We start from the raw sequence: 17,462 nt of genomic DNA, 5'->3' as shown, positions 1-17,462 counted from the left end.
ATGGGAGCGGGCTTGCTCGCGAAAGCGGTGTGTCATTCAGCATTGATGTCGTCTGACACTACGCTTTCGCGAGCAAGCCCGCTCCCACAGTTCAGCTGTGATTCACATCACTTATCGTGATCAATATCCAGTTTGCTAAATGTCACTTTACCGCCTTCACTGGTGTACCCGGTGTTGTCCTGCACATACACCCCGGCCTTGAAGTACAGCGGTTTAACCCGCCACGTGGCGCTGATGTTGGTGTCCCATTGATAACCCGCGGCACTGACGCCCAGCGCCCCGCCAGGGCTGAGGTGGATCATGTAGGAGAACTCCTGATCCAGCTTCACGCCAGTGGCGATGGTGATTACCCGGCCTTCGCCATCATCAGGGTGCATGCGCACTTTGGCGACGATGTTGCCGGTTTTCGTGGTGGTCTTGTATTGGTACTCGACCTTGACCATGGGCTTTTGGCTTTGATAGGCGTGGATCTGGCCGATGACGATCTTGCCCGAGCTCGGCACCTGGTTCACCGCCAGGGTGGCGCGCAGGGAATTGTCGGCGTCCGGGTAGTACCAGTTTTTCAGGGTGCCGTTGCTGTAGGTTTCCCGCAGTTCGGTGCGCGGATATTTCGCATTTTCCGTTCTCGTGCCAGTCACCGGCGACCAGAAAAACAGGGTGCCGGTGTCGGAGTGGAAGTATTGATCCTTGAAGCCGTTCACCAGTTTGGCTGTTTCAACGGTGTACGGCGGGTTGCCGACGGGAACACTGAGGTTCCAGGATGCGAGATCGATCATAGACAAAGCTTCCACAAATTTTGCAGCACGGACGTACCAGAAGCTCTAGCACGCGCCTTGGAGGGCGTTCTTTATAAGCGTGAAAGTTCAATTTGTTAACGGCTGTCTGACAGATGGATGACGTCAAAATCCTGTTAAAAGGCCATCTTTCCCGGTTTTAGCGGCCTGTAGCGGTGACCGTTAGTCGGCAAATGAACCCTTTAGTTAAATGATGGCTTACTGATATCTTCTGCTTTCGCGAATCCCGGTCTAGAGTGAAGGCTTGTTTTTGTCCGGTTTTCACGAGAAACCGGCCTGACGCCCCAACAAGAGAAGCAGCATGGAATGCGCGCAACCCACGCCAGCCGAAGGCAGCTCAACCCTTTTAATCGTCGATGATTACCCTGAAAACCTGATCAGCATGCGCGCGTTGTTGCAGCGCCAGGATTGGCAGGTCATGACGGCTGCGTCCGGATTTGAAGCCCTCAGTCTTTTACTCGAACACGATATCGACCTGGTGCTGCTGGATGTGCAGATGCCGGGCATGGACGGCTTTGAAGTCGCACGCCTGATGCGCGGCAGCCAGCGAACCCGTCTCACACCGATCATTTTCCTCACCGCCAACGAACAGTCCCAGGACGCCGTGATCAAGGGCTATGCCAGCGGTGCGGTGGATTACCTGTTCAAACCGTTCGATCCGCAGATCCTCAAGCCCAAAGTCCAGGCACTGCTCGAGCATCAGCGCAATCGCCGGGCGTTGCAGCGCCTGAGCCACGATCTGGAGGTCGCGCGCGCCTTTAATGCCTCGGTGCTGGACAACGCCGCCGAAGGCATTCTGGTGGTCGGCGAAGACGGTCTGATCCGCTTTGCCAACCCGGCGATGTCGCGGCTGCTGAATGCCAAGCTGCAAGACCTGCAAGGCAAAGAGTTTCTGGATTACCTGCAAAAACCGCACATTCCGATCTGGGCCGACTCCGAATTGCTCGCCGGTTATAAACGCGGCGAAACCTTGCGCCTGCATGACGCGCTGTTGCGTACGGCCCCCGGCCAGCAGGTGCCCGTGGCGCTGTCTTGCGCACCATTGCCCACCGAACAGCACGCGATGGTGGTGACGGTGCTGGACATGTCGGTGGTGCGCCACCTGCATCAGCAGCTGGAATTCCAGGCGGTGACCGACCCGTTGACCGGGCTGCTCAATCGCCGAGGTTTCTATCAGACGGTGGAAAACCTGCTGCTGCGTGGCGAGCGCTCCGACAGCTCGTGGGTGCTGCTCTATCTCGATCTCGACGGGTTCAAGCGGGTCAACGATTCCCTTGGCCACGATGCCGGCGACCGCGTGTTGCGCTGGGTCTCCGAGCAGTTGAAGGCGTGCTTGCGGCCGTTCGACATTCTGGCGCGCATGGGCGGCGATGAGTTCACGGCGCTGCTGGATCTGGAGTTCCCCGAACAAGCGGCGAAGATTGCCGAAAAGCTCATCGAGCGGGTGTCGATCTGTCAGCAGATCGATGGTCTGGATATTGCGCTGGGCGCCAGCATCGGCATCGCCACGTACCCGGATTGCGGGGCCAATCTCGATGGTCTGATGCGGGCTTCGGACATCGCCATGTACGAGGCCAAGCGTGCCGGCCGTCAGCAGTATCGCTTCTATGACCATGACATGAATGGTCGGGCGCGCTCACGGCTGATGCTCGAAGAAAGTGTGCGCACCGCCATTGAAAACCGTGATTTCAATCTGGTGTATCAACCGCAGGTGGCCATCGACGGTGGACAGATTCGCGGGTTCGAAGCGCTATTGCGCTGGCAGCACCCGAGTGTCGGCGACGTGCCGCCCGGACTGTTTTTACCGTTGCTGGAAGAAGCGCGGTTGATCAGTCGCCTGGGCAGCTGGATCTATCATTGTGGCGCCGGGCAGCGCAAAGCCTGGGAAACCCTGTTTGCCGAGGACCTGGTGCTGGGGGTCAGTTTGAGCAGCACGCAATTTGGCATGCCCAACCTGGTCACCGAGTTGCGCCAGGTGCTGGAGCGTCATGGCTTGCAGGCGCGTCATCTGGAAGTCGAGGTCACTGAAGAGGCCTTGATGCACAACCCCGAGGAAACCCGTAAACAGCTGCGCCTGCTGCGTAACCTGGGCGTACGGGTGGCGCTGGATGACTTCGGATCCGGGCCGTGCTCGCTGGCTCATCTGCGCGATCTGGAGCTGGACACGCTCAAGCTCGATCGCCATCTGATCGCTCGCTTGCCAGCGTCCTCACGGGATGCGGCGCTGGTGCGCAATGTGATCGACCTGTGCAAACAATACGCAATGCTGGTGATCGCCGAAGGGGTGGAAACCGTCGCGCAATATGAATGGCTGCAAGCCAATGGTTGCGAGTACGTACAAGGCTTCCTGGTGGCGCACCCGATGGTGGCTGAAGAGGTCGGCGACTTTGCGCAGCCGTTCGACTGGAGCGCGCTGACGGACTGAATTCGCTACACTGGCGACCTTTTCGTAACTGATGTTGCCGCCCCGATGACTGCCTTGAAATTCCTCCAGGCCTATCCCGATGCATTGCAGGACCAGGTGCGCCGGCTGATCACCGAAGGTCGGCTGGGCGATTACCTGAGCCAGCGTTACCCGCAAATGCACGACGTGCAGAGCGACAAGGCGTTGTACACCTATGCGCTGGACCTGAAGCATGAATACCTGCGTAACGCCCCGGCCATCGACAAGGTGTTGTTCGACAACCGTCTGGACCTGACCCACCGCGCCCTTGGCCTGCACACCACGATCTCGCGGGTGCAGGGCGGCAAGCTCAAGGCCAAGAAAGAAATCCGCGTGGCTTCATTGTTCAAGGAAGCCCCCGCCGAGTTCCTGAAAATGATCGTGGTGCACGAGCTGGCGCACTTCAAGGAGTCGGATCACAACAAGGCGTTCTACAAGCTGTGCGAACACATGTTGCCGGGGTATCACCAGATCGAGTTCGATTTGCGGGTGTACCTGACGTGGCGGGAAATGCAGTAAAAGATCTCAGCCTTCGGCAGCTCCTACAAGGGAAGGCGCACACCCTGCAGGAGCTGCCGAAGGCTGCAATCTTTTGATCTTCTAATAACAAGGAGCGGACGTGAGCAAGACCAAGAGCAGCTTCTATCGCCGCTTGTACGTGGCGTACCTGATCGACAGCGGGCTGGCCAGCAGCGTCCCGGCACTGACCGAGGTGACCGGCATGCCCCGGCGCACGGCCCAGGACACCATTGCGGCGTTGGCGGATCTGGACATCATTTGCGAGTTCGAGCAGGAAGAGGGCGCGCGCAACCATGCCGGGCGTTATCGGATTCGCGAGTGGGGGGCGATTGATCGGGGCTGGATCGAGCGTAATCTGCGGCAGATCAAGGCGGTGTTGGAGTATCCCTGAGTTTTGCGGTGGCTGGTCTGACGCCTTCGACTTGCCCGCGAAGAGGCCCTTAAGGGCGACGCATCCCGATATGCGGAATCCCGTCCTCCAGGTATTCCTCGCCCGCCACGACAAACCCGTACCGCCCGTAATACCCCTGCAAATGCGCCTGGGCCGACAGATAAACCGGCACGTCAGGCCAGCGCTTTTCCGCCTGCTTCAACGCCTGGGCGATCAGCTCATGGCCCAGGCCCTTGCCGCGGTAATCCGGTGCGGTAATCACCCGTCCGATTACCACATCACCGCCTTGTAATTCAGGATCGAGCAAACGCAGGTACGCCACCAGTCGATTCCCATCCCAGGCCATCAGGTGGCAGGTGTCACCTTCCAGATCCTGGCCATCGATGTCTTGATAAACACATTTCTGCTCCACAACGAACACTTCGGCGCGCAGCTGCAGAGCGGCGTAGAGCTGCTCCTTGCCCAGATCGCTGTGGTGTTTGCAGATCCAATCGATTGTCATCTTCACATTCCTTGAGCAACGTCCCTCCGATACTAAGCGTCCGGACGAAAGATGTCTTGATGGCGGAGAAATCTGTGACATAGGCCAAAATGCCATCATTCATTTCGCGCGGCGTTGTCTTCTTTGTGTAATCTGGGATGAAGCGCTGTGCAGTGGCTTCGATGAGCTAATGTTAGTACCTGGGTTTCGCCGGTACGGGGCCTTGGAGTTTTGGCTGAAAACGTCGGGCAGCCGCCCGCTAAGGATTTTCGAGCATGCCGCGATTGCATCGAGCTTTGGCCTTGATCGGATTGCTGTCGCTGACTCAGAGCGCCGCAGCGGAAAAACTGCGGTTGGTCGCCGATTCATGGCCGCCCTTTACCGACGCCACGCTGGTCAACGGCGGGCTGGCCACCGACATCGTCAGCACCGCGCTGGCCCGCGCCGGCTATGCCAGCGATTTTGAACAGGTGCCGTGGGCGCGAGCGCTGCTGGGTATAGGCGAGGGGCGTTACGACGTGCTGGTGAACGCCTGGTACACCGATGAACGGACCAGGCTCGGCCAGTTTTCTGGCGAGTACCTGCTCAACCGCGTGCGCTTTCTCAAGCGCAAGGACGCGCCGATCGAATTCAATAATCTGCAGCAATTGCACACGTACCCGATTGCGGTAGTGCGCGGTTATGCCTATTCAACGGCGTTCGATGAAGACGACTCGCTACAGAAAATCCCGGTGCACAGCTTCGCCATGGCCGTGCGCATGCTCGCCGCCGATCGGGTCAAGCTGACCCTGGAGGATGAATACGTCGCGCGTTATTACCTGTCCCGGGAATCAGCCAAGGTGCGCAATGCCGTGGAATTCCTGCCCAAACCGTTGAGCGAGAACAGCCTGCATATTCTGGTCAGCCTGAAAAATCCGCAGCATGCACAGATCGTGGCGGGTTTTGATCGGGAGATTGCCGAGATGAAGGCGGATGGGAGTTATGAGCGGTTGATGAAGGAGCATGGGATGTAAGGTCCCTTCGAGATTTGTGGTGTGGCTGATGGCCTCTTCGCGAGCAAGCCCGCGCCCACAGGTTCAGCGGTGTACCTGGATTTTCTGTTCACCACAAATCCCATGTGGGAGCGGGCTTGCCCGCGAAGAGGCCCGCCCAGCCACCACAGATCTCAATCCTCGCTCGTATCCTTGATGAGATGCGCCGCCAACGTCCGCAACGGCCCCAACTGCCGGCAAATCAGCGCCAACTGCGTCTGCACCAACCGCTGCCCTTCATCGATCTCGTCCGGCATCTGCTCCAGCTCATTGGCCAGCGCCTCTTCCTCATCGCTTTGAATCGCAATCGGCAGTTTGCTCGCCAGGCCTTGAGCGATCTCATCAATGCTCGCCGCCAGTTTCACGCCGGCACCTTCGATCAAATGCTCGCGCACGTCGGCCGGCAGCTGGGTTTCACGGTGTGCGCCCAGCCCTGACAAATAGCTGAGCAACGTGTGCGACAACACCAGGAAACGGAACCCGACATCCGCTTCCTTACGGAAATGCCCCGGCTCCATCAACATGTTGGCCAGCGTCGTCGACAGCGCCGCATCCGCGTTATGCGCGTTGCGTCGGGCCAGGCGATAAGCCAGGTCGTCGCTTTTGCCGGCGGCGTATTGCTGCATGATCTGACGCAGGTAAATGCTGTTGCAGGTCAGGGTATTGGCCAGCACTTTGTTCAGGCGTCGGCCCTGCCAGTCCGGCAGGAACAGGAACACCGCAAGCCCGGCGATCAGGCTGCCGAGCAAGGTATCGAAAAGCCGCGGCAGGAGCAGGCCATAACCGTCGCCGACCTGGTTGAAGCAGAACAGCACCATCAAGGTGATCGCCGCCGTCGCCAGGGTGTAGCGCGTGGTGCGGTTGGTGAAGAACACCACCCCGGCGGCAATCGCGAAGCACGACTGGATCAGCGGGTTCGGGAACAGATCAAACAGCGCCCAGGCCAGGGTCAGGCCGATGGCGGTGCCGATGATCCGCTGGCCGAGCTTGCGCCGGGTCGCGCCGTAGTTCGGTTGGCAGACAAAGAGCGTGGTGAGGATGATCCAGTAACCTTGCGAGGGGTGAATCAAATGCACCATGCCGTAGCCGATGCTCAACGCGAGGGGCAATCGAAGGGCGTGGCGGAACAGCAGCGAAGTGGGCGTCAGCTGCGTACGCAAGCGCATCCACACATCCTTGAGGCTGCGTGGCGAACGGTCGAGCAGACTGCTGTCGGTAGCGTCGGCGAGCGCGTCGGGGTTGCTCGCGTCACTGAGCAGATGGTCGAGGGTGCCGAGGTTGGCCGCCAGTGCGCGCAAGGATCGCAGCAGTCCGCGCCAGGCTGGGTTGCTCTGGATGCGCAGGTGTTCGAGGGAGGCGTGCAGGTCGCTCAGGGCCTCGGCGAAGCTGGCGTCATAAGTGAACGGCTGGCGCATCTGGATCGATTCCGCCAGCGCCCGGCAAGCCTTGCCCTGCTGGCGCAGCAGGCGCTGGCAGCGGAACAGCACGTCGCTGTGGAAGAAGGCGTCGGCCAGCGCGTTATACGGATAGTGCGAGGAACTGGCGCGTTCGTGGATGTCCTGGGCGAGGAAGTAGAGTTTCAGGTAGCGGCTGACTTTGGAGCCCGGTCGACCATTGCCGACCCGGTGCAAAATGATTTCCTTGGCGGCGTTCAAAGCCGCTACGACCCGGCCGTTCTGTTGGGCCAGTTCCAGACGACGCGCTTCCACGTCCAACTGCCGGATCGGCTCGAACAGCGACGATTTGAGCTTCAGGTAAAAGCCCAGCTCTCGGAATAATCGCGCGAGGCTCTGCTGCACCGGCTGATTGGAAAACATCGCCTGCCACAACACTGAGAGCAAGCCGTACCACGCCGCGCCGGCCACCAGAAGGACCGGCTCGTGCCAGAAATCGGTCACCGCACCGCCGCGCTGGTCCACGCCGATCATGGTGTAGACCGACAGGATCAACGTCGCCGAGGCAATCGCGCCATAGCGTTCGCCGAGGGCGCCGAGCATGGTCAGGCCGAAACTGGCCAGCGCGAGGGCGATGACGAAGACGATGGGGTAGGGAAAAAGCAATTCGACGGAGAGGGCAGCGATGCTGAAGCACACCAGCGTCACGGCCAGAGAGTTGAGGCGGCCCTGCCAACTGTCGTCGGTCTCGGCCAGGGCGCTGGCAATGATTCCCAGGAACAGCGGGATCAGCAGCCCCATTTCATCCAGATACCAACACAGCGCCATGCTGCCGGTCAGGGCGATGAACACCCGTACGCTATAACTGAATTTATCCAGCGCCCAGAGGCGACGCAGTGACTGACGAAAAGGGGTCGATGGCATGAAGTGCGAGGGCCTTCCGAGGCAATGACGCTAAATTGAGCCAGTAATGACGCCGACGCAATGGCGCCGATTACATCTGACAGCAAAATCTGTTCCTTAAGTTCCCTGTCGACGGGCAGGACGCCCTCGCCAGCAAGCCGGCTCTTACAGGGTTTGCGTCATGCCCGGATTTTGTAGCGAATACAAAACCTGTAGGAGCCGGCTTGCTGGCGAAGAACGATAACGCGGTGTATCAGACGTACTGCGCAGCCGCGTAACCCGAAGCCCAGGCCCACTGGAAGTTGAAACCGCCCAGATGCCCGGTCACGTCCAGCACTTCACCGATGAAATACAAACCAGGGCTTTTCAGCGATTCCATGGTCTTGGACGACACCTCATTGGTATCGACGCCACCCAGCGTCACCTCAGCCGTGCGATAACCCTCGGTGCCGGCCGGCACCACTTTCCAGCTCGCCAGTTTCTCGGCGATGTCAGCGATTTCCGCGTGGGTGTACTGCTTCATCGGTTTGGAGACGAACCAGTTGTCCGCCAGCAGGTTGGCCATCTTCTTGGTGAAGATCTCGCCAAGCAGGGTTTTCAACTCGCTGTTCGGACGTTCGGCTTGCTGTTGTTGCAGCCAGCCCGGCACGTCGTGGTCCGGCATCAGGTTGATCTCTACCGAGTCGCCGGATTCCCAGAACGAGGAAATCTGCAAAATCGCCGGGCCGCTGAGGCCGCGGTGGGTGAACAGAATGTTCTCGCGGAAACTCTGGTCGTTGCAGCTGACCAGGCAATCGACCGACGTACCGGACAGCTCGGTGCAAAGCTCCTTGAGCTGATCGGTGATGGTGAACGGCACCAGGCCGGCACGGGTCGGCAACAGTTCGTGGCCAAACTGCTTCGCAACCTGATAACCGAAGCCGGTGGCGCCCAGGGTCGGGATCGACAGGCCGCCGGTGGCGATCACCAAGGATTCACAGGTGATCTGGCCCAGCGTGGTGTCCAGCAAGTAACCGCTTTCCAGCTTCTCGATGGTCTGGATCGAGGTGTCCAGGTGCAGGCTGACGCCGACCTGATCGCACTCATTGAGGAGCATCTCGAGGATGTCGCTGGATTTGTTATCGCAGAACAGCTGGCCGAGCTTTTTCTCGTGGTACGGCACGCCGTGTTTGGCGACCATCCCGATGAAATCCCACTGGGTATAGCGCGCCAGCGCGGATTTGCAGAAGTGTTCGTTCTGCGAGAGGAAATTGCCCGGTTCGGTGTACATGTTGGTGAAATTGCAGCGGCCACCGCCAGACATCAGGATTTTCTTGCCGGCCTTGTTCGCGTGGTCGAGCAACATCACCTTGCGCCCGCGCCCGGCGGCGGTCAGTGCACACATCAACCCTGCGGCGCCAGCGCCAATGATCACGACTTCGGTAGAGCGCAAAACGGTGTCCTCACACAAATTTTAAATTCACCGGGAGACCAATGTGGGAGCGGGCTTGCTCGCGATAACGGTGTGTCAGTCAACATAAATGCCATCTGATACACCGTTATCGCGAGCAAGCCCGCTCCCACATTCGATCCCTGTCAGGCAGAAGATCTCTTACAAAATACGCACGCGCAGCGAACGACCTTTGATCTTGCCGTCATTCAGGCGCTGCAAGGCTTGCTTGGCGATCCCGCGTTCCACGGCCACGTAGGCCTGGAAGTCGAAAATCGCGATCTTGCCGACCTGGGCGCCTGGAATCCCGGCATCGCCGGTCAGTGCGCCGAGAATGTCACCCGGGCGAACCTTGTCTTTACGGCCCGCGCCGATGACCAGCGTGCTCATCACCGGCAGTAACGGTCCACCGCCCTGGGATTTGAGGTTGTCCAGCTGATCCCAGCTCAACGGCGACTTCTGCAATTGCTCGATGGCCTGGGCGCGGTGCGCTTCGGACGGGGCGACCAGGCTGATTGCGATACCTTTTTCGCCCGCACGGCCAGTACGGCCGACGCGGTGAATGTGGATTTCCGAATCACGGGCCAATTCGACGTTGATCACCATGTCCAGCGCATCGATGTCCAGACCGCGCGCGGCGACGTCGGTGGCAACCAGCACCGAAGTGCTGCGGTTGGCGAACATCGCCAGCACCTGGTCACGATCACGCTGTTCCAGATCGCCGTGCAGGCCGACGGCGGAGATGCCTTTGGCGGTCAGGTGGTCAACGGTTTCCTGAACCTGCTGCTTGGTGAAGCAGAAGGCTACGCAGGACGCCGGACGGTGATGCGCGAGGACTTTGACCACGGCATCCATGCGCTCTTCCGGGGAAATCTCGTAGAAGCGCTGCTCGATTTGCGTGTCGTCGTGGAACGCCTCGGCCTTCACTTGCTGCGGATTGCGCATGAATTTCGATGCCAGCTGCTTGATGCCCACCGGGTACGTGGCGGAGAACAGCAGGGTCTGGCGACGCTCCGGGCATTGGGCAATGATTTCTTCGATGGAATCGTAGAAACCCATGTCGAGCATGCGGTCGGCTTCGTCGAGGATCAGCGTGTTCAGGCCGTGGAGCACCAGCGAACCCTTGCGCAAGTGCTGCTGAATGCGACCCGGAGTGCCGACGATGATGTGCGCGCCATGCTCCAGCGAGCCGATCTGCGGACCGAACGCCACGCCGCCGCACAGGGTCAGGACCTTGATGTTGTCTTCGGAGCGGGCCAGGCGACGGATTTCCTTGGCGACCTGGTCAGCCAGCTCGCGCGTCGGGCAAATGACCAGCGCCTGGCAACCGAAGAAGCGCGGATTGATCGGGTTCAGCAGGCCGATACCGAAGGCGGCGGTCTTGCCGCTGCCGGTCTTGGCCTGGGCGATCAGGTCCATCCCTTTCAGGATCACCGGCAAGCTTTGCGCCTGGATCGGCGTCATCTGGGCATAACCGAGGGAGTCGAGGTTAGCCAGCATGGCGGCGGACAGCGGCAAAGTATTAAAAGCGGTGGCGATGGTGGTCACGAGACTGGCCTGCAAAACAAAATGTCGCGCAGTGTACCAGCCTCTGGCCACTTACCTCGAAAGTTCTGGACGAACGCAAAACCTGTGATGTGCCCGGCTCAATGTTCGATGTGCTGTTCGGGACTTCTGACGCGCCGTCCGTCTTCCCGCGAGAGCTGCGAGAAGATCGTCGCGGCCAGCATCGCCATGATTCCAACGGTCACAAACGTGAGTTGGAACGCGCCTAGCACTGTGTTCACGCCATCATTGCCGACTTCTGCCGTGAACCCGCCGAGCAGCGCGCCGGCACAGGCAACGCCCAGGCTCAGGGACAATTGCGCGACCACCGACAGCAGGCTGTTGCCGCTGCTGGCGCTGGCGTCGTCGAGGTCGATCAGGGTCACGGTGTTCATTGCGGTGAACTGCAAGGAGTTGATCGCGCCAAGGATCGCCAGCATGCCCAGCAACAACCAATACGGCGTCTGCTCGCTGACCAGGCCCATGCTCGCCAGCATCAACCCCAGCGCCAACGTGTTGCCGGTCAGCACGATGCGATAGCCGAGCCGTTCGATCAGCGGCCGCGCCACCGACTTGGCAACCATCGCCGCCGCTGCCAGCGGCAGCATGCTCATCCCGGCCTGGGACGGCGAGTAACCCAGTGCCACTTGCAGCAGCAACGGGACGAGGAACGGCAGCGCGCCGCTGCCCAGACGGGCGAACAGGTTGCCGAGGATACCCACGGCAAACGTCCGGGTCTTGAACAGCGACGGCGCGAACAGCGGATTCTCGATATGCCCGGCTCGCAGCCAGTACGCCGCCAGACAGGCCATGCCGCCGAACAGCAGCAACATCACGCGCAAGTGCGGCAGGTGCAGTTCGCCGAGACCCTCCATGGCGACGGTGATCAGCACCATCGCCGCGCCAAACAGCAAGAAGCCGAGGCTGTCGAAGCGCGTGCGCTCGGTGCCGCGCAGGTCGGGGATGAATCTCCACACCGCGTAGCAACCGACAGCGCCGACCGGCAGGTTGATCAGGAAGATCCAGTGCCAGGTCAGGTATTCCACCATCCAGCCGCCCATGGTCGGGCCGATCAACGGGCCGAGCAGGCCGGGAATGGTGATGAAACCCATGATCCGCACCAGCTCCGAGCGCGGGTAGGCGCGCAGCACCACGAGCCGCCCGACCGGCAACATCAGCGCACCGCCCAGACCCTGAATCACTCGGGCGCCGATCAGCATGCTCAGGCTGCTGGAGAGGGCGCAGAGCAACGAGCCGATGCTGAACAACAGGATCGCGCCGAAGAAGATTTTCTTGGTGCCAAAGCGATCGGCGATCCAGCCGGAGGCGGGGATCAGCAGGGCGACGGTAAGCATGTAGGCGATGATCACGCCCTGCATGCGCAGCGGATCTTCCGCCAGGTCCCGGGCCATGGCCGGCAGGGCGGTGTTGAGGATGGTCCCGTCGAGGGACTGCATGAAGAAGGCAATGGCGACGACCCACGGCAACCAGCGGGCGGTGACGGCGTCGAGAGGTGGGCGGTTGGGCATGGGACCTCTTAGTCAGGTAGTGCTCGGCCCCTGTGGCGAGGGGGCTTGCCTGGCTAACGCGGTCTGACAGACAGACCGCATTAGCCGGATTTACGACTGCTTCGCAGCCGAACGGGGGGCAAGCCCCCTCACCGCAGGATCCCCTGTGTACTGGGGGTTTTGTGTTTACAGGGTCAAGGTCAGCCTGCTGACGAGCGCACCCGGCAGTAACGCCGAGGCCGTGGCCCGCTGGCTGTAAGTGCTCGCCGACAGCAACAACTCGCGCTCTTCGGTCAACGCCTCCAACTGCGAACCCAGCAAGCTGTAGGCGCTGTCATCAAAGCGCATGGTGCTCACCGGCACCTGAATCTCACCGTTCTCGACCCAGAACGTCGCAAACCGCGTCATGCCGGTCAGGCGCGCCGCCGGTTGGTCCGAGTAGTTCAAGTACCACAGGTTGCTGATGTACAGCCCCGTGCCCAGCTGCTTGAGAATCTCCGCATCAGGCAATGTCCCGGCCGCCATGTTCAAGGCGCTCGGCATTTCACCGCCGCTGGCGCCGTTGGCGGTCAGGCCGTATTCGGCCGCACTGCGCGAGCTGACCATTTGCGCGCCGGCCTTGCCGTCGACGATCAACTGAAGATCGCTGCGTGGGTAACCCTCGCCGGAAAACGCCGGGCTCAACGAACCGCTGACTTTTTCATCGACGGACACGAGCGGGCTGAACGAGCTGTTGCCTGCGTAAAACTTCTGCAGCGGGCTGTTTTTGCTGGCAATCGACTGCGCTGAAAATCCACCCCAGCCCAGCATGTCCATGATTTCGCCCATGGCTGCCGGTGCCAGATAGGCGCGGTACTGACCCGGTGGCAGGGTGCGCTGCGGCCTGCCGAGAAACGCCAACTGCTCGCGTGCCTGGGCAAAGCGTTTGGCAAACCCTTCGCTGTTCCAGTCGTGCCCGGCGTAGCTGGCTTTCACTGCCTGACCGTTGTCATGAAACAGGCTGAAATCAAAGTTGAAGCTGTTGGCCTGGTGCCAGCCAAACGCGCCCGAGGAACTGGCGAAACCACGACTGATCGGCCCGGCCGCATAGAAGCCCACCAGGTCCAGCCCTTCGGCAGCCTGGGCGATTTCGGCGACCACTTGCTCAGTGTCCGGCAGCGGATGCGCCTGCACGTTCTTGCTCTGCCAACCGTTGTGGTTGAGCAGCAGATACGGATCTTTGGGCAACAGCGGCAAGGTCTCGCGCAACTGTTGCAGCCCTTCGGCCAAACGCTGGAGATCGACTTCAGCATCGCCCGACAGCGTGATGTCGAGGTCGGCATGCCGGCCCTCGTTGATCAGTTTGAAGCCGACGCTCGCCTGTTGCACCTGTCCGGCCTGACGCACCTTGGCATGGTTGAAACGCACGAAGGCCGACGACTCGGCGGCGTAGCTGAGGGTGAACTGCTCCGGCTCGCGAATCGCATCGCGCAGCCAGTTGACCAAGGCCTTGAACCCGTCGGCCTGATTGTTTGACGTACTCATCAGGCGTCTCCCCCAAACACATCCACATTGCTGAACACACAGGCCGGCGACGCATGGCCGACACGGATCACCTGATTCGGCTCGCCCTTGCCGCAGTTCGGAGTACCAAGGACCTTGAAGGTGCCGGCGTCGCCGACGGCGCTGAGGTTTTTCCAGAACTGCGCGGAAATCGCACGGTAGTTCGGGTTTTTCACCACGCCTTTGAGCTCGCCGTTTTCGATCAACTGCGCCCATTCGCAACCGAACTGGAATTTGTTGCGCGCATCGTCGATCGACCACGAGCGGTTGGTGCTCATCAAAATGCCGTGCTCGATGTTGCCGATCAGTTGCTCAAGCGGCTGGTCGCCAGGCTCGATGTTGAGGTTGGCCATGCGGTCGATCGGCGGGCGATTCCAGCCGCAGGCGCGGCTGTTGGCAACACCGTCCATGCCGGCACGGAATTGCGACAGCGCACCGCCCAATGGACGCAGCAGCAAACCTTCCTTGATCAGAAACTGCTTGCTGGCAGCGGTGCCGTCGTCGTCATGGCCGTAGCTGGCGAGTTGCTCGGGAATGTCCGGGTCGAAAGTCACGTTGAGCAGTTTCGAACCGTATTGCAGATGGCCGAAGTCTTCTGCCTTGACGAAACTGGTGCCGGCGTAATTGCGCTCGTCACCGAGGATGCGGTCCAGCTCCAGCGGGTGACCGATGGATTCGTGGATCTGCAGCATCATCTGGTCGGGCATCAACAGCAGGTCGCGTGGGCCTTGCGGGGTGTTCGGTGCCAGTAGCAATTGCAGCGCCTGATCGGCAATTTTCGGACCTGCACCCACCAGGCCGCAGCGACTGATCACATCAAAACCGCCCTGTTGGCCGAAGTTTTCGCGGCCGAGGGTGCGGGTCTGGCTGTCGCTGCCGTCGTAGGCGGTGACTTCCAGGCTCGGGTAGATGAAGCGTTGGGCCTGGCGCAATTCCGCGCCGGCGCTGCTGAGGTAGATCTGTTCGACGTTGGTGATGCCGATGCTTACCTGCCAGTTCACCAGTCGTTCGTCCTTGGGCACGGACGCGGATTCGGCGCCGAGCAGTTGATAGCAATCGCTCAGGGACGGGAAAGGCTGGTCGAAGTTCGGCGAGAAGTAATCGGCGCGGTCGCTGGAGACGGCTTGATCACGCAGGTCGAGCAGGGCGTGGGGCTTGAGTCGGCGGGCTTGTTGCTCGGCTTTTTCCAGCGCGGCCTGCAGGCCGGATTGCGACAGGTCGTTGGTCGCGGCGTAGGCTTCGACGCCGTTGACGCGCACGGTCAGCATCGCGCCTTCGTCACGCCTCAGGCTCGGAGGTTCGGCGACGTTCTTGCGCACCGACAGGTACTGGCCGGACTCGCGCACATAACGCAGCGAAAAGAATTCAGCGCCCGTGCGCAAGGCAGCGAAGCGCTGCTTGAGCTGGGGGTGGAAATCGAACATTCGGGAACCTCCTTGGTATGGGGTTGCGATGTATCGGTGTTGCGAGGGGGGTGAAACGTTTGCGTGGCGCTAGATTAGGCTTGCGCGGGGGGTAGGATCAAGGGCGAAGCGGTGTAGGAAGGGATTACCGGGGTGTGTCAGAGGGTTGTGCAGTGTTTGTTCGGGCCCCTTCGCGAGCAAGCCCGCTCCCACATTGGATCTGTGGCGTTCACAAAACCAATGTGGGAGCGGGCTTGCTCGCGAAGGCAGCACCGCGGTGTAACGGTATTACTGAGCAGTAGGACTCACATCCCGCAACGGCTTGCCACGCACCGGTGCATCACCGGCCACGTAGTAATCGGCGGTGCTGCGCGGCAATGGCTTGCGACCACGGATCTTGTCGGCGATTTTCTCGGCGATCATGATCGTTGGCGCATTCAGGTTGCCGGTGGTGATGATCGGCATGATCGAGGCATCGACCACGCGCAGGGCTTGCATGCCATGCACACGACCTTCGCCATCGACCACGGCCATTTCGTCGGTGCCCATCTTGCACGAGCAGGATGGGTGGAACGCGGTTTCGGCGTGCTCGCGGATGAACTTGTCGAGCTGCTCATCGGTTTGCACGTCGATGCCCGGGCTGATTTCGCGGCCACGGAAGGCGTCCAGCGCAGGCTGTTGCATGATTTCACGGGTCAGGCGGATGCCGTCGCGGAATTCCTGCCAGTCCTGCTCGGTGGCCATGTAGTTGAACAGGATGCTCGGGTACTCGCGAGGGTCCTTGGACTTGGCCTGGATGCGACCGCGGCTTGGCGAACGCATGGAACCCATGTGCGCCTGGAAGCCGTGCTCTTTCACGCCGTTGCTGCCGTTGTAGTTAATGGCAACAGGCAGGAAGTGGTACTGGATGTTCGGCCAATCGAATTCCGGACGGGTGCGAATGAAACCGCCGGCTTCGAACTGGTTGCTGGCGCCAATGCCGGTGCCGTTGAACAGCCATTCGGCACCGATGGCCGGCTGGTTGTACCAGAGCAGCGACGGGTACAGCGAGACCGGTTGGGTGCAAGCGTATTGCAGGTACAGCTCGAGGTGATCCTGCAGGTTTTCGCCGACGCCTGGCAGGTCGTGGACCACCGGGATGTCGAGTTTTTTCAGCAGTTCGGCCGGGCCGACGCCGGAGCGTTGCAGAATCTGCGGCGAAGCGATGGCGCCGGAACACAGCAACACTTCTTTGCGGGCGCGGACTTCAACGCGCTCTTCAGCGGCGCCGATCAGGTAACGCACGCCAACGGCACGCTTGCCTTCGAACAGAATCTTGTCGGTCAGGGCGTGAGTGACGATGGTCAGGGTCGAGCGCTTCTTGGCGATGTCCAGGTAGCCGCGGGCGGTGCTGGCGCGACGGCCGTTCGGCGTCACGGTACGGTCCATCGGGCCGAAGCCTTCTTGCTGGTAACCGTTCAAATCTTCGGTGCGCGGGTAACCGGCTTGCACACCGGCTTCAACCATCGCGCTGAACAGCGGGTTATTGCCGGCTTTCGGCGTGGTCACGCTGACCGGACCGTCGCCACCGTGGTAGTCGTTCGGGCCGATGTCACGGGTTTCAGCCTTGCGGAAATACGGCAGGCAGTCGAGGTACGTCCAGTCTTCCAGGCCTGGCAGTTTCGACCAGTTGTCGTAGTCCATCGCGTTACCGCGGATGTAGCACATGCCGTTGATCAGCGAAGAACCGCCCAGGCCCTTGCCGCGACCGCATTCCATCCGGCGACCGTCCATGTGTGGCTCTGGATCGGTTTCGTAGGCCCAGTTGTAGCGACGACCTTGCAGCGGGAACGCCAGGGCGGCCGGCATTTGCGTGCGGAAATCCATGCGGTAATCCGGGCCGCCCGCTTCGAGCAGCAGGACGGTGACGCCTTCGTCTTCAGTCAGACGGGTCGCCAGGGTGTTACCGGCCGAGCCGGCACCGATGATGATGTAATCGAATTCTTGGGACATTGAATGCACCCTCTTTAGATATGGTCAGGTCTGGCGAGTGCTGCGCACTCGATCGCCAGCAAGCCGGCTCCTACAGGATCGGGGGCG

Annotated in this window: 13 protein-coding genes; 4 read left to right on the top strand and 9 right to left on the bottom strand. The window is 60.8% G+C overall.

The window, feature by feature from the left end; genetic code table 11:
• Nucleotides 1–107 precede the first annotated feature (107 nt).
• Nucleotides 108–776 carry a polysaccharide lyase family 7 protein gene (locus PMI01S_RS06380; RefSeq protein ID WP_084318495.1) on the bottom strand — a complete coding sequence of 223 codons (669 nt, stop codon included), beginning with the start codon at nt 774–776 and terminating at the stop codon, nt 108–110.
• Between the two features lie 319 nt (nt 777–1,095).
• Here PMI01S_RS06380 and PMI01S_RS06375 point away from each other — a divergent pair, with 319 nt between their 5' ends.
• The 3 genes from PMI01S_RS06375 (at nt 1,096) to PMI01S_RS06365 (ending at nt 4,147) form a co-directional block, all read left to right on the top strand.
• Complete coding sequence (locus PMI01S_RS06375; protein ID WP_084318493.1) at nt 1,096–3,219, top strand: putative bifunctional diguanylate cyclase/phosphodiesterase; 2,124 nt, start codon at nt 1,096–1,098, stop codon at nt 3,217–3,219.
• 45 nt (nt 3,220–3,264) lie between these two features.
• Entirely contained in the window at nt 3,265–3,756 is a 492-nt protein-coding gene (locus tag PMI01S_RS06370) for a M48 metallopeptidase family protein (RefSeq protein ID WP_084318492.1), read from the top strand.
• 100 nt (nt 3,757–3,856) lie between these two features.
• Nucleotides 3,857–4,147, top strand: a complete 291-nt coding sequence (locus PMI01S_RS06365; RefSeq protein WP_084318490.1) for a winged helix-turn-helix domain-containing protein — start codon at nt 3,857–3,859, stop codon at nt 4,145–4,147.
• Between the two features lie 49 nt (nt 4,148–4,196).
• On the opposite strand, the gene PMI01S_RS06360 is transcribed toward PMI01S_RS06365, so the two are convergent.
• A complete protein-coding gene (locus PMI01S_RS06360) occupies nt 4,197–4,649 on the bottom strand; it encodes a GNAT family N-acetyltransferase (protein WP_084318488.1) in 453 nt (150 codons plus the stop codon).
• Between the two features lie 254 nt (nt 4,650–4,903).
• On the opposite strand from PMI01S_RS06360, the gene PMI01S_RS06355 reads away from it, so the two are divergent.
• Nucleotides 4,904–5,641 (top strand): substrate-binding periplasmic protein, encoded by a 738-nt coding sequence (locus PMI01S_RS06355; RefSeq protein WP_084318486.1) that lies wholly within the window; start codon nt 4,904–4,906, stop codon nt 5,639–5,641.
• A gap of 152 nt (nt 5,642–5,793) precedes the next feature.
• On the opposite strand, the gene yccS is transcribed toward PMI01S_RS06355, so the two are convergent.
• The 7 genes from yccS to betA form a co-directional block, all read right to left on the bottom strand.
• On the bottom strand, nt 5,794–7,977 hold the full coding sequence (gene yccS / locus PMI01S_RS06350) for a YccS family putative transporter (protein WP_084318484.1): 2,184 nt from the start codon (nt 7,975–7,977) through the stop codon (nt 5,794–5,796).
• A 232-nt stretch (nt 7,978–8,209) separates the two neighbouring features.
• Nucleotides 8,210–9,388 (bottom strand): BaiN/RdsA family NAD(P)/FAD-dependent oxidoreductase, encoded by a 1,179-nt coding sequence (locus tag PMI01S_RS06345; RefSeq protein ID WP_084318482.1) that lies wholly within the window; start codon nt 9,386–9,388, stop codon nt 8,210–8,212.
• Between the two features lie 159 nt (nt 9,389–9,547).
• On the bottom strand, nt 9,548–10,885 hold the full coding sequence (gene dbpA / locus PMI01S_RS06340; protein ID WP_235864487.1) for an ATP-dependent RNA helicase DbpA: 1,338 nt from the start codon (nt 10,883–10,885) through the stop codon (nt 9,548–9,550).
• 146 nt (nt 10,886–11,031) lie between these two features.
• The gene (mdtD, locus tag PMI01S_RS06335) at nt 11,032–12,459 is read right to left on the bottom strand and encodes a multidrug transporter subunit MdtD (protein WP_084318481.1); all 1,428 of its coding nucleotides are present in this window, start codon (nt 12,457–12,459) and stop codon (nt 11,032–11,034) included.
• A gap of 165 nt (nt 12,460–12,624) precedes the next feature.
• Complete coding sequence (locus tag PMI01S_RS06330; protein ID WP_084318480.1) at nt 12,625–13,962, bottom strand: TldD/PmbA family protein; 1,338 nt, start codon at nt 13,960–13,962, stop codon at nt 12,625–12,627.
• The gene (locus tag PMI01S_RS06325; protein ID WP_084318479.1) at nt 13,962–15,404 is read right to left on the bottom strand and encodes a TldD/PmbA family protein; all 1,443 of its coding nucleotides are present in this window, start codon (nt 15,402–15,404) and stop codon (nt 13,962–13,964) included. Before PMI01S_RS06325 ends, PMI01S_RS06330 begins: the two co-directional genes overlap by 1 nt.
• Before the next feature lie 267 nt (nt 15,405–15,671).
• On the bottom strand, nt 15,672–17,375 hold the full coding sequence (gene betA, locus PMI01S_RS06320; protein WP_084318478.1) for a choline dehydrogenase: 1,704 nt from the start codon (nt 17,373–17,375) through the stop codon (nt 15,672–15,674).
• Between the last annotated feature and the right edge of the window lie 87 nt (nt 17,376–17,462).

Source organism: Pseudomonas migulae NBRC 103157 (genome assembly GCF_002091715.1).
Lineage (GTDB): Bacteria > Pseudomonadota > Gammaproteobacteria > Pseudomonadales > Pseudomonadaceae > Aquipseudomonas > Aquipseudomonas migulae_A.
This window is presented reverse-complemented; position numbering and strand designations above follow the sequence as displayed.